At 34.5% G+C, this 13,541-nt stretch carries 14 protein-coding genes; 11 read left to right on the forward strand and 3 right to left on the reverse strand.

Translation table 11 applies throughout. The features are described 5' to 3' along the window. Positions 1–67 precede the first annotated feature (67 nt). From RBB48_RS14915 to RBB48_RS14935, 5 genes are all read left to right on the forward strand, one after another. Positions 68–1,024, forward strand: coding sequence for a thymidylate synthase (locus RBB48_RS14915; protein ID WP_002085878.1), 957 nt, complete (start codon positions 68–70; stop codon positions 1,022–1,024). A gap of 19 nt (positions 1,025–1,043) precedes the next feature. Next, entirely contained in the window at positions 1,044–1,532 is a 489-nt protein-coding gene (locus tag RBB48_RS14920) for a dihydrofolate reductase (RefSeq protein ID WP_061679531.1), read from the forward strand. 155 nt (positions 1,533–1,687) lie between these two features. Next, a complete protein-coding gene (gene pbpC / locus RBB48_RS14925; protein WP_087982535.1) occupies positions 1,688–3,673 on the forward strand; it encodes a penicillin-binding protein 3 in 1,986 nt (661 codons plus the stop codon). Positions 3,674–3,892: 219 nt separating this feature from the next. Next, positions 3,893–4,528 carry an FMN-dependent NADH-azoreductase gene (locus RBB48_RS14930; RefSeq protein ID WP_048541201.1) on the forward strand — a complete coding sequence of 212 codons (636 nt, stop codon included), beginning with the start codon at positions 3,893–3,895 and terminating at the stop codon, positions 4,526–4,528. 111 nt (positions 4,529–4,639) lie between these two features. Further along, positions 4,640–5,359 (forward strand): lysophospholipid acyltransferase family protein, encoded by a 720-nt coding sequence (locus RBB48_RS14935; RefSeq protein ID WP_306007819.1) that lies wholly within the window; start codon positions 4,640–4,642, stop codon positions 5,357–5,359. 40 nt (positions 5,360–5,399) lie between these two features. Here RBB48_RS14935 and trhA read toward each other — a convergent pair whose 3' ends face one another. Further along, the gene (gene trhA, locus RBB48_RS14940; protein ID WP_000136880.1) at positions 5,400–6,056 is read right to left on the reverse strand and encodes a PAQR family membrane homeostasis protein TrhA; all 657 of its coding nucleotides are present in this window, start codon (positions 6,054–6,056) and stop codon (positions 5,400–5,402) included. Positions 6,057–6,269: 213 nt separating this feature from the next. Between trhA and RBB48_RS14945 the strand changes: the two genes are divergently transcribed. The 4 genes from RBB48_RS14945 to RBB48_RS14960 all read left to right on the forward strand — a co-directional run bounded on the left by RBB48_RS14945 (position 6,270) and on the right by RBB48_RS14960 (position 8,816). Then, positions 6,270–6,455 (forward strand): twin-arginine translocase TatA/TatE family subunit, encoded by a 186-nt coding sequence (locus RBB48_RS14945; RefSeq protein WP_000492443.1) that lies wholly within the window; start codon positions 6,270–6,272, stop codon positions 6,453–6,455. 42 nt (positions 6,456–6,497) lie between these two features. Then, complete coding sequence (tatC, locus tag RBB48_RS14950; RefSeq protein ID WP_000390128.1) at positions 6,498–7,241, forward strand: twin-arginine translocase subunit TatC; 744 nt, start codon at positions 6,498–6,500, stop codon at positions 7,239–7,241. A gap of 328 nt (positions 7,242–7,569) precedes the next feature. Beyond that, complete coding sequence (locus RBB48_RS14955) at positions 7,570–7,821, forward strand: DUF2535 family protein (protein ID WP_000629012.1); 252 nt, start codon at positions 7,570–7,572, stop codon at positions 7,819–7,821. A 152-nt stretch (positions 7,822–7,973) separates the two neighbouring features. Beyond that, complete coding sequence (locus tag RBB48_RS14960) at positions 7,974–8,816, forward strand: DegV family protein (RefSeq protein WP_033657798.1); 843 nt, start codon at positions 7,974–7,976, stop codon at positions 8,814–8,816. 199 nt (positions 8,817–9,015) lie between these two features. Here RBB48_RS14960 and RBB48_RS14965 read toward each other — a convergent pair whose 3' ends face one another. Continuing rightward, positions 9,016–9,990 (reverse strand): MBL fold metallo-hydrolase, encoded by a 975-nt coding sequence (locus RBB48_RS14965; RefSeq protein ID WP_088609134.1) that lies wholly within the window; start codon positions 9,988–9,990, stop codon positions 9,016–9,018. Between the two features lie 335 nt (positions 9,991–10,325). On the opposite strand from RBB48_RS14965, the gene RBB48_RS14970 reads away from it, so the two are divergent. Beyond that, positions 10,326–10,913, forward strand: coding sequence for an SCO family protein (locus RBB48_RS14970; RefSeq protein ID WP_306007820.1), 588 nt, complete (start codon positions 10,326–10,328; stop codon positions 10,911–10,913). 34 nt (positions 10,914–10,947) lie between these two features. Here the strand turns inward: RBB48_RS14970 and RBB48_RS14975 are convergent, their stop codons facing one another. Beyond that, positions 10,948–11,412 carry an Hsp20/alpha crystallin family protein gene (locus RBB48_RS14975; RefSeq protein WP_001288088.1) on the reverse strand — a complete coding sequence of 155 codons (465 nt, stop codon included), beginning with the start codon at positions 11,410–11,412 and terminating at the stop codon, positions 10,948–10,950. Positions 11,413–11,629: 217 nt separating this feature from the next. On the opposite strand from RBB48_RS14975, the gene asnB reads away from it, so the two are divergent. After that, positions 11,630–13,531, forward strand: a complete 1,902-nt coding sequence (gene asnB, locus RBB48_RS14980; RefSeq protein WP_000333826.1) for an asparagine synthase (glutamine-hydrolyzing) — start codon at positions 11,630–11,632, stop codon at positions 13,529–13,531. The last annotated feature ends 10 nt before the right edge of the window (positions 13,532–13,541 follow it).

A 13,541-nucleotide genomic window follows, 5' to 3' on the forward strand; every position in this document is an offset into this window, starting at 1 on the left:
TATTTAATTCACTGTTTTTCATGTTATGATAAATTTCATATAAGATTGAAAGAAGGTTTTACTACATATGAAACATGCTGAATATGAATACTTAAATTTATGCCGCCATGTAATGGAGCATGGTACGAAGAAAGAAGATCGTACAGGGACAGGCACTGTATCTGTATTTGGATATCAAATGCGTTTTGATCTAAGTAAAGGTTTTCCTTTATTAACGACAAAGAGAGTGCCGTTTCGCCTTGTAGCAAGTGAACTGCTTTGGTTTATGAAAGGTGATACAAATATTCGTTATTTATTGCAGCATAATAATAATATTTGGAATGAATGGGCATTTAAGAGCTGGGTAGAAAGCGATGAGTATACTGGTCCTGATATGACTGATTTCGGTCTTCGCTCACAACAAGATGAGGAATTTAAAGTGCAGTACGATGAGCAAATGGAATTGTTTAAAAAGAACGTTTTAGAAGATGATGATTTCTCGAATAAATATGGTTATTTAGGAGATGTATACGGAAAGCAGTGGCGTGCCTGGAAAACGACAGCTGGTGAGACGCTTGATCAATTAAAAGATGTAATTGAAATGATTAAAAAAACGCCAGACTCCCGTCGCCTAATTGTTTCTGCCTGGAATCCTGAAGATGTACCAAGTATGGCATTACCACCTTGTCATACGCTATTCCAGTTTTATGTAGCGGATGGCAAACTTTCTTGTCAGTTATATCAAAGAAGTGGTGACATATTCCTTGGAATTCCATTTAACATTGCAAGTTACTCACTACTAACACATTTAATTGCACATGAATGCGGACTTGAAGTGGGAGAATTTGTTCATACAATTGGAGATGCACACATTTATACGAATCATTTTGAGCAAGTGGAAAAGCAATTGGCACGTGAACCACGTCCGTTCCCAAAACTTACATTAAATCCAGATGTGAAATCTGTGTTTGATTTTGAAATGGAAGATTTAACGATTGAAGGATATGATCCACATCCAGCAATTAAAGCACCGGTTGCAGTGTAATTGTAGAGGAGATGAAAAGATGATAGTTTCATTTATGGTCGCAATGGACGAGAATAGAGTAATTGGTAAAGATAATAATTTACCTTGGCGTTTACCGAGTGAATTACAATATGTAAAGAAAACAACGATGGGTCATTCGCTTATTATGGGAAGAAAAAACTATGAAGCGATTGGTAGACCACTGCCTGGAAGACGTAATATCATTGTAACTCGTAATGAAGGGTATCATGTTGAAGGTTGTGAAGTAGCACATTCTGTAGAAGAAGTGTTTGAGCTATGCAAAAATGAAGAAGAGATTTTTATTTTTGGCGGAGCGCAAATTTATGATCTCTTTTTACCATACGTAGACAAGTTATATATAACAAAAATTCATCATGCATTTGAAGGAGATACATTCTTCCCAGAAATCGATATGGCAAATTGGAAAGAAATTTTTGTTGAAAAAGGGTTAACGGATGAAAAAAATCCGTATACGTACTATTATCATGTATATGAAAAGCAACAATAATAATAGAGGTTGATGTGAATATTCGCATCAATCTTTTTATTTGTATCCATCAATATAGGTTTATAGATGAGATTCGATAGTGCTATAATGAATGGTAGCATGTAAAAATGCTAATATTTTCTAAAGTATTGATGTAGAAAGAGGAGGAGAATCGATTGAGAAAGATATGGGGGATTCTTTTTCTTTGCTTAACATTCATGTTAGTTGGATGTGGTAAAGAAGAAAAACCACAAGAAGCGTTTGATACATATGCAAAAGCATGGAATAAACAAAAATTTGCAGAAATGTATGATCAATTATCAGAAAAGGCAAAAAAAGATATTTCAAAGAAAGATTTCACTGAGAAATATGAAAAAATTTATGCTGGCATTGAAGTGAAAGATTTAAAAGTAGAAACAGGGGAAGTAAAAGAAGATAAAAAAGATGAAGGTCCTGTTCCTTTTAAAGTAAGTATGGATACAGTTGGCGGTAAAATCACTTTTGGTCATGAAGCAAAAATGGTGAAAGAAAAAGATGGAGATAAAGAATCTTGGAAAATAGATTGGACTCCTGATTTTATCTTCCCAGGGATGACAAAAGATAGTAAAGTGCGCATGCAAACGACAGAGCCAAAACGTGGAGAAATATATGACCGCAATGGTAAATATCTTGCGGTAAATGGTAAAGCTTCTGAAATCGGATTGATTCCTGAACAGTTAGGGGATGCTGCTCCGCAAACGAAAGAAACGGTAGCGAAGTTGCTAAATATGTCTGTAGAAGAAATTGATCAAAAACTAGCAGCTAAATGGGTAAAACCAAATTACCTTGTACCAATGGGAATATTGCCTGAAGGAGCAACACAAAATACGTACATAGATTTACCGGGTGTTGCAACAAAACCAGTCAATATTCGTTCATATCCATTAGGAGAAGAAGCAGCACATCTTACTGGCTATATTGGAAAAGTGAATGCTGAAGATTTAAAAACGCTACAAAAAAAAGGCTATCAAGCAGATGATCCAGTAGGTAAAGCTGGTTTAGAGCAAGTACTGGAAGAAAAGCTACGCGGTAAAAAAGGCGGCCGTGTCTTCATAGAAGATGCACAAGGAAAAGAAATTAAAAATTTAGCAAAAACAGATGCTGTTGATGGAGAAAATGTAACTTTAACGATTGACAGTGCAGTTCAAAGCGAAATTTATAATGAAATGAAAAATGAGGTAGGGTCAAGTGCAGCAATTAATCCAAAGACTGGAGAAACACTTGCACTAGTGAGCACACCAGCTTATAACCCAAATACCCTTACAAGAGGGGCGTCAAAAGCGCAACGTGATGCGGTATATAATGATCCGAAAAAACCGATGACGAATCGATTTACACAATTATCAGTTCCAGGATCTGTATTTAAGCCGATTACAGCTGCAATCGGTCTTGAAACGAAAACAATTGATCCAAAAGAAGAGTTAAAAATTGAAGGATTAAAATGGACGAAAGATTCTTCTTGGGGTAATTATTATGTAACACGTGTAAAAGATGCAAATCCAATTGATTTTGATAAGGCAATGAAATACTCGGATAATATTTATTTCGCACAAGAGGCTTTGAAAATCGGAAAAGATAAATTTATGAGTGAAGCGAAAAAGTTCGGATTCGATGAGAAATTACCAATTGAATATGGATTCCCAGCTTCTAAAATTGCAAATGGTGGTATTAAAAATGATATTCAAATGGCAGACACAGGTTATGGACAAGGGCAAGTATTAATGACGCCACTCCATCTAGCGTTAACGTACGCACCAATTGTTAATGATGGAAACATACCTTCTCCATATATTATTAAAACAGATAAGCAACCGAAAGTTTGGAAAGAGAATGTCATTTCAAAAGGAAATCAGGATATATTAAAAACTGCTATGACGAAAGTAATTAATGATCCAGATGGTACTGGGAAAATTGCTAAAATTGATGGAATGACTCTTGCTGGAAAAACAGGTACAGCGGAATTAAAAGTATCAAAAGAGGCCGAAGGAAAAGAACTAGGCTGGTTCGCTGCATTTGATTTAAATTCACCAGATATGGTCATTACAATGATGATTGAAGATGTAAAAGGTAGAGGCGGAAGTAATATTCCAGCTGAAAAAGTGAAACATGTGTTTCAAAAATAGAAAATGATGAAGACTATCTCCATGGAATGTGGAGGTAGTTTTTTGTTTCACCAAAAACATATTGAAAAGATAGTGTTTATTAACTTACGAAAAAAAAGTAGCTATTTTTTATTGACATTGAACATAACTTTTTGTATCATACTTACATAAGGTAAGTTATTTACTTTCGAATTATAAATCTCAAATTAAAGATAAGATGTGTAAAAGGGAGAGAATACAATGACAAAAGTACTATTTATTACAGCAAATCCAAATTCAGCAGAAGGTTCTTTCGGAATGGCAGTAGGAGAAGCTTTCATCGAAGCTTATAAAAACGAACATCCACAAGACGAAGTTGTAACAATTGATTTATTCAACACTACAGTACCAGCAATCGATGCGGATGTATTTGCTGCTTGGGGTAAATTTGCAGCAGGTGAAGGCTTTGAAACTTTAACTGAAGTTCAACAACAAAAAGTTGCAGCAATGAACACAAACTTAGAAACATTTATGCATGCGGATCGTTATGTATTCGTAACTCCAATGTGGAACTTTAGCTATCCACCAGTAGTAAAAGCATACTTAGATAACTTAGCAATCGCAGGTAAAACATTCAAGTATACTGAAAATGGCCCAGTTGGCTTATTAGAAGGCAAAAAAGCACTTCACATTCAAGCAACAGGTGGCGTTTATTCTGAAGGAGCATACGCAGCTGTAGACTTCGGCCGCAATCACTTAAAAACAGTATTAGGATTCATTGGTGTAAATGAAACTGAATACATTGCAGTTGAAGGTATGAATGCAAACCCTGAAAAAGCACCAGAAATTAAAGAAGCAGCAATTGCTAATGCTCGTGAATTAGCAAAACGTTTCTAATATAGAATACTTAAAAATGTCCAAGCACTTGCTGTTTGGACATTTTTTCTTCTTTTTCCTTCGTTTGTCTAGTATAATGAAGGTCGGAATGATAATAGGTGGGGGTTCTGTATGATTCAAACGTTTTTTAAAATCTTTTATTTAATTTTAATCGTAATTGCGATTACACCGAGAATGTGGCGTCTGAAAAGACAAGTAAATACGATGTCGCCACAAGAAAAAGATAATGTTGTGTATAAAACGACAAATTGGTTTGGTAAGAAAATGGTACGTGTAGCTGGTGGGACAGTTGAAGTAAAGGGACTGGAAAATGTTCCAAAAAATAAGCCGGTACTAGTTGTAAGTAATCATCAGAGTAATATGGATATTCCTGTTTTACTAGGTTACTTAAATAAACCAATTGGATTTGTTTCAAAAGCAGAGATTAAGAAGTTTCCAGTTGTACCAACTTGGATGGAACTTATGAATTGTGTATTTATGGTTCGTAATGATCGTCGTCAATCTCTTCAAGCGATTAAAGATGGAATTGGGCTGTTAAAGAACGGGCATTCAATCGTAATCTTCCCAGAAGGGACGAGAAGTAAGGGTGGCGAAATTGGAGAGTTTAAGGCTGGGAGTTTTCACCTTGCAGTAAAATCTGGTGTAGCAATCTTACCTGTAACATTAGATGGGACATATAAAATGTTTGAAGCGAATGGAAACCGTATGAAACCAGCTCATGCAACAGTAACAATTTCTAAGCCGATTACAGCTGAAGAGTATGCGAATATGGATATTAAAGAATTAACGAAGCATACACAGGATGTTATCGCATCACAATTACATAAGTAATAAAAAAAGGTTTCAGCTTAATATAAGCTGAAACCTTTTTTTATGCTGTAGGTAAGACATAAAAGAGTACGCAGAAGAACATCATCGCACTACCACCTAAAACGAAAAGATGCCAAATGGCATGATTGAAAGGTAACTTTTCCCAAAGGAAGAATATAGCCCCTACAGAATATAAAATTCCGCCTGCTAAAAGTAGTGAAAAACCATGTCCAGTTAGATTTTCATAAAGTGGTTTAATAGCAACGATTATGAGCCATCCCATTATGATATAACATAATGTTGATGCCTTAATAAAGCGACGTACAAAGAAAATTTTGAAGATGATACCTCCGAGTGCTAGTGTCCATATAATAGCGAGTAACGTCCAGCCTAATGGTCCGCGAAGCGTAATAAGTAAAAAAGGAGTATATGTGCCAGCGATTAATAAATAAATGGCTGAGTGATCTAGTATAGTAAATAATTTTTCTACTTTTGGATGATGAATGCTATGTAACAAGGTCGAAAACAAGTACAGTAAAAACATGCTTACACCATAAACCGTAAATGCAACTACAGCAGATGCGGTACCATGCTTAGAGGCATGAATAATTAATATAATTAAGGCAGGGATGCTTAAAATGGCACCGATACCATGTGTAATTGCATTTGCAATTTCTTCTTTCACAAAATGTGTCATTCGTGTCATTTTTTCAGTCATAATGCAAATCCTTTCTACTATCATAAAATAATATGTCACTTCCCTTACCATATCATACACAAGGGCAATAGAAAATGAAATTTGTATAATTGATTATATTTTTGAATTTTTTTGACAAAAGGCAATGGATTTGTTGACGTTTTCAAACTTTTTTGACAAAATAAAATTATGCAATAGTAGGACAAGGAATCTACTAATAAAGGGGATGGAGAAATGTTTTCAAATATTGGCTTTCCAGGATTAATTTTAATTTTAGTAGCTGTACTCATTTTGTTTGGGCCGAAAAAATTGCCGGAAATCGGAAAGGCTTTAGGGGAAACGTTAAAAGAATTCAAAAAATCAACGAAAGAATTGACGGATGATGCATTTCAAGAGAAGGAAAAGAAAGAAAAAATGTAATGAATTTTCCTCGAAATGGATAAATAAAGTGTGGTGAACGAGATGGAAGATCGGGAAATGAGCGTAGTAGAACATATTGTTGAGCTTCGCAAACGAGTAATATATACAGTACTATCCTTTGTCCTATTTTTAATTATCGGATTTACTTTTACGAAGGATATTTATTTTTGGCTAGTAAAAGATTTACCAATGAAATTAACTGTTCTCGGTCCAAGTGATGTATTATGGATTTTTTTCTCGATTGCTACAGTATTTGCTATCGTTTGTACAATTCCTTTTGCTGCTATACAAATTTGGTTATTTGTAAAACCGGGTTTACATCCAAATGAACAAAAAATGACAGTAATGTATATACCGGTATTGTCTATATTATTTATTGCAGGTTTATGTTTTGGATATTTCGTTGTAATGCCGTTTTTATTTCATTTTTTAACTACGATAGGTAATGAAATGTTTAATACGATGTTTACGACAGAAAAGTATTTTCATTTTGTTCTTAATTTAACAGTTCCATTTGCTGTAATTTTTGAATTACCTGTAGTTGTCATGTTTTTAACGAGTATTGGACTGTTAACGGCGGAATTGCTAATAAAAATAAGAAGGTATGCTTACGTAGCATTGATTATCATTGCATCGTGTATATCACCGCCGGATTTTTTATCACATAGTTTAGTAGCAGTACCACTTATTTGTATTTATGAAATTAGTATCGCTTTATCAAAGATTGTCAGTAAGCGGAAAAAGAAAAGAGAAGAAGAAATACAGTCGAAAAGTGCCTCGTTATAAAGGCACTTTTTTTATTTATTTGTTATACTTTAGACATAAACGTATACAATATATAGAAGAAAAAAATTATAGAATCTCCAAAATTTAGACAAACTTTGCGCTTTGCTAAGTTTATACTAAAATTATTAAGCAATATACGGATAGCGGGATTCCTGTCTGATCGGATATTTAGGATGGAGGATGAATAGAGTATAAATCTTCTAACCAAAAGGACTACAGGGATTGACTAAGGATACTTTTGTATTCATAGAAGTCTCCACTTTAAACAACGTGTTACAGCGTAAAGTAGAGGAAGTTCAAAAATCCAATGAAAAAGAGGATTGATATTGTGATTACGAAAAGTTTTTATTTCACTCATTCAACAGGGGATTGTATTAAAATATTCGAAATCCCTGTCCTACAGGCACAGCATCCATTATCGTTTCTAATTCAGTCTCGTCTTCAATTATTTATTGCAAAAATTCAAAAACAAAAGCACCCAAGATTTTCGTATTCTTTCCGTGAATATTTGCAAAATTGTTTGAAGTGGAATGATTATTTAAATGTATATAAAACAAATACCCTTGAAAAAAATGCATGATACAAAGTATGGACAGGGTTAGTAAACTCTGTCTTTTTCATTTTAGGTATAAAAATATAATTAATTTGGTGAAATTTGTTCGAAATTGTTGAAAGCACAGGGAATGCTAGTATAATAACAAGGAGAGCGTATTGGAAAGGGAAGAATATAATATGCAAAAAATTAAAATTGTAACAGATTCAACTGCAGATTTAACGCAGGATGTAATCGAAAAGTATGGCATTCATGTGCTACCATTATCAATCTCTGTAAATGGACAAACATATTTAGATCGCGTTGATTTACAACCTGATGAATTTATTGAAGAAATGATCAAATCAGAGGAATTACCAAAAACATCACAACCGGCAATGGGTACATTTGTAGAAATGTATGACAAGTTAGGTGAAGATGGAAGTGAAGTACTTTCCATTCATATGACAAGTGGAATGAGTGGTACTGTGGCAACTGCCAATAGTGCTGCATCAATGACCGACACAAAAGTAACAGTTGTTGATTCTCAATTTATTACACATGCTTTAGCATATCAAGTAATAGAAGCTGCAAAAATGGCAAATGAAGGACGCTCACTAGAAGAAATTTTAAAACGTGTAGATGAAGTGAGAAAGAATACTCGTTTATATGTAGTAGTAGATACATTAGAAAATTTAGTGAAGGGTGGGCGTATCGGTAAAGGAAAAGCGTTTATCGGTTCGCTACTCAATATAAAGCCAATTGCTAGCCTTGAAGATGGTGTTTATAACCCTGTAACGAAAGTGCGTAGCCAAGGTCAAATTGTAAAAACCTTAGCTAAGTTATTTGAGGAAGATACAGCTGGAAAAGTTGTAAAAGCTGTTGCAATTCCGCATGCGAAAGCAATTCCTTTAGCTGAAAATGTAAAAGCGGCTGTTGAAAAAGTGAGTGGATTTGCTCAATCAGAAATTTTCTTTACAACGCCTATTATTAGTACTCATACAGGTCCGGGTGCAATCGGATTTATGTATTTAGCAGAGTAATAAAAAAGCTACTTGAAATGAATTTTCAAGTAGCTTTTTTATGTGAATAGAAAGTAAGAAATAAGAAGGGTTATACAGGCACTCCCGCTAATGATATAGCGAGTCTGTAAATATTTATTCATAGAAAACACCCACTGATTAAAGTTTTACTTTATGATTTTCTATAGTATATGTTGGATATAGAAAATAAGTAGTTACGTTATACGTGTAATGTTTCAATTTTTTCATTTACTTGCTTATCGTTTGTTGCGCTATTATAAGTAAAAGTTTGGCCTAAAAAGAGTACATGCAGTTGTTCCCACGGTAACATACGTAAATTCCAATTATTACGGAGCCTTGTTACTGCCTCGCGAGGTGTTTCATCGGCAAGGGCAAAAGCTCCGTAATGCATCGGTATAAAGTGTGTAGCGTTTAAATCTAAATAAGCTTGCACTGCCTCTTCAGGTGAAACATGAGATACTTTCATAAACCACTCTGGTTCATAAGCGCCAATTGGCATAAGGGCAATATCAATTGAAAAGCGTCTGCCAATTTCTTTGAAACCTTGGAAATAGCCACTGTCACCACAAAAATAAACGGTTTCTTTCGTTGGTTCATTATTAATAATCCATCCCCCCCAGTGAGATGTATTCATATCAAATAAGGATCTTCTCGTCCAGTGCTGGGCCGGTACGAAGTGAAAGGAAACATCATTAATGATCGTATTTTCCCACCAATTATACTCTTCTACACGAGTAAATTTTTTGCGAGTAAATAGTTTTTTCAGTCCAATAGGTACAAGGTATAAAACATCATCATTTAGCTGGCGAAGCGTTGAAAAATCTAAATGGTCATAATGACCGTGTGAAATGAGGACAATATCAATTTTAGGTAGTTCTTGTATAGAAAGACCAGGTTCAGTAAGTCTTGGAACTAATTTTAATTTAGTAGCCCATACTGGATCTGTTAATATATTCAGCCCATTCGTTTGGATAAGGAATGTGGAATGACCAATCCAAGTTACAGACGTCTTTTCAAAGTTGTTTTGTAGGAATTTACTTTGCTTAACAGGTGATTGTTCTACTAAAAAAGAAAAATCCTTTTTATTTTGTTTTCGTTCTTTTCGCCAACGTATAAAGGAACGAATTGATTTTTTTGTACTCACATTATCCATGTTTTCATAACGTTTTGTCATGAACATCACCTCATTTAAAATCGTTGTAATTGTATTGTACCGAAATGTTGTTAAGGAATACAGTGTATAACATGGATGAATGTTTAAGGAATTGTTAAAAAATAGGGGGATGCGTTTACAAAAGTAACAATAAAATTAGTTTTGCAACTTCTATTTAGAGAAATAATAGTAAAAAAATAAATTTTGTCTAGTAATTGGCTTGAAATAAAGAAGTAACATACGTAAATTCGTACGATTTCGTGAACAAATGTAGTAAACAATTTTCTCGTAGTGTTAACTTTTGTTATGATAAACATAACCTATTTAAATTTAGGATAGAGAAAAGAGGTTTATAAATGAAGCGTTATCAAAAAATAATTGGTCTTATGGTTGTATTTTGTCTCTTTGTACTTGCTGGATGTAGTGGATCGGGTTCAAAGCTTCGTAAACCATTGAATTGGGATTTAGAAACTTTCCAATTTACAAATCAAGATGGAAAGTCATTTGGTACAAAAGATTTAAAAGGGAAAGTTTGGGTTGCTGATTTTATGTTCACAAATTGCCAAACAGTTTGTCCGCCAATGACTGCCAATATGGCAAAACTGCAAAAGATGGCCAAAGAAGAGAAATTAGACGTTCAGTTTGTTTCGTTTAGTGTAGATCCAGACCTTGATAAGCCGGAGAATTTGAAGGCTTTCATTCAAAAGTTTACAGAGGATACTAGTAACTGGAATTTATTAACGGGTTATTCATTAGATGATATTACAAAGTTTTCAAAAGATAATTTCCAATCACTTGTAGATAAACCTGAGGATGGTCAAGTTATACATGGTACATCATTTTATTTAATTGATCAAAACGGAAAAGTAATGAAAAAGTATAGTGGTATTAGTAATACGCCGTACGAAGACATTATACGTGATATGAAGAGATTAGTGGATTAAAAAGAAGGGTGCATAGCACCCTTCTTTTTTTACATTAGTCTATGGATAAAATGTCATGTTGTTGTGGAAGTTTTGGTGCCCGAATTTCTAACACGCCGTTTTGATACGAAGCTTTCGCTGCTTTTTTATTAATTGAGTACGGTAATTTAATCAATCTTGATGCTTCTGAAATGGAACGTTCTCGGCGATAATAGTTATGAGATGTTTCTTCCTCGACCTCTTCAAGTATCTCTTCTTTTACAGAGACTTTTAAGTATTCACTTTGTATTTCAATTTGAATTTGTTCTTTTTGTATACCTGGTAGTTCAGCTGTAACAACGAGTTCTTCACCAACTTCATATAAATCTACGGGGAATGTTAATAAACGATTTCCTTTTTGGAAAAAATGATTTAAATCAGCGATTACATTGCGAAGTGGTGTTTGCTCGAAGAAATCATCAATTTGCTTTAAATAATTGCGAACCGGTGGGCGAGAAGAGTCTTTTTTTTCTTCACTCATGGTATTCCCTCCTAGAAATCAATTTGCAATATCATATGACAAAAGCGGAGAAAGGTGATTGCCTAGTTTTCATGTTTTCATAAAAAATTGTTAAAAATGTGAAATGGAGTGATTTTTTTATAGTTTTTGGTCGCCATATTCAATTGATTATGCTAGTATAAATAGGGTTGATATAGTAGTATATAGACAGAATGAAAACTGAAAGAGGGTAAGAAGTATGTGTGGTTTTGTAGGATGTTTATGTGAAAACCCTAGAGAGTTTTCAGAAACAGAAAAACATCAATTTGAAAATATGAACACGATGATTTTCCACCGTGGTCCAGATGACGAAGGATATTTTCGTGATGAACATGTACAATTTGGCTTCCGCCGTTTAAGCATCATTGACTTAGAGGCAGGACATCAGCCGCTAACTTATGAAAATGATCGATATGTAATTATTTTTAATGGTGAAATTTACAACTATGTAGAATTACGTGAAATGTTACTTGAAAAAGGTGCAACGTTTGCAACACAATCTGATACAGAAGTTATCATTGCATTGTATGCACATATGAAAGAAAAATGTGTAGACTATCTTCGTGGTATGTTTGCATTTATGATTTGGGATCGTGAAGAGAAGAAACTTTTCGGTGCACGTGACCACTTCGGTATTAAACCTTTATACGTCGCACAACAAGGTGATACTACATTCTTCGCATCTGAGAAGAAAAGTATTATGCATGTGATGGAAGATAAAGGCGTTAATCCAACGTCACTACAACATTACTTTACGTACCAATATGGTCCAGAGCCAGAAACATTAACAATTGATGTTAATAAAATCGAGCCTGGTCATTATTTCGTAAAAGAAATCGGTAAAGAGATGGAAATCCATCGCTACTGGAAACCTTATTTCAATGCTTCAAGCGCAACGAAAGAGGAGCATATCCAAGCAATTCGTGATGTGTTGTATGATTCAGTAAAAGTGCATATGCGCAGTGATGTACCAGTAGGTTCATTCTTATCTGGTGGTATCGATTCATCTATTATCGCTTCTATCGCAAGAGAAATGAATCCAAATCTTTTAACATTCTCAATTGGTTTTGAACAACGTGGTTTCAGTGAAGTTGATGTTGCAAAAGAAACTGCTGAGAAATTAGGCGTTAAAAACCATAACGTATTCATTTCAGCGAAAGAGTTTATGGATGAGTTCCCAAAAATCATTTGGCATATGGATGATCCTTTAGCAGATCCAGCAGCTGTACCATTGTACTTCGTTGCAAAAGAAGCACGTAAGCATGTAACAGTTGTTCTTTCAGGTGAAGGTGCAGACGAGCTATTTGGTGGTTATAACATTTATCGTGAGCCAAACTCACTAAAAATGTTCTCTTACATTCCTAGCCCAGGTAAGAGCGTTCTAAAAGCATTAAGTGGTGCTCTTAAAGAAGGATTTAAAGGAAAGAGCTTCCTAGAGCGTGGATGTACGCCAATTGAAGAGCGTTACTATGGAAACGCGAAAATCTTCCGTGAAGAAGAGAAAGTTGAATTAATGAAGTATTACAATGAAAGTGTTAACTATATGGATATCACGAAACCATTGTATAACGAGATTAAAGATTATGATGATGTAAGCAAAATGCAGTACATTGACATGTTCACATGGTTACGCGGTGACATTTTATTAAAAGCTGATAAAATGACAATGGCAAACTCATTAGAACTTCGTGTACCGTTCTTAGATAAAGAAGTATTTGATGTTGCATCTAAAATTCCAACTGAATTTAAGATTGCTAACGGAACTACGAAAGCTATTTTACGTGAAGCGGCACGCGGAATCGTTCCAGATCACGTATTAGATCGTAAAAAACTTGGATTCCCAGTACCAATTCGTCACTGGTTAAAAGACGAAATGCATGATTGGGCTATCAATATTATAAACGAGAGTAAAACAGAGCATTTAATCGACAAACAGTATGTATTAAACTTACTGGAAGCACATTGTGCAGATAAAGGCGATTATAGCCGTAAAATTTGGACTGTACTTGCGTTTATGGTATGGCATCAAATTTATGTTGAGCATAAATACGATACGAATAAGTTCCATGAAGAAACGAAACGTGCGTATAGCTTAGTTTAATTAGAAAAAC

Source organism: Bacillus sp. MMSF_3353, assembly GCF_030733445.1.
Classification (GTDB): Bacteria; Bacillota; Bacilli; order Bacillales; family Bacillaceae_G; genus Bacillus_A; species Bacillus_A wiedmannii.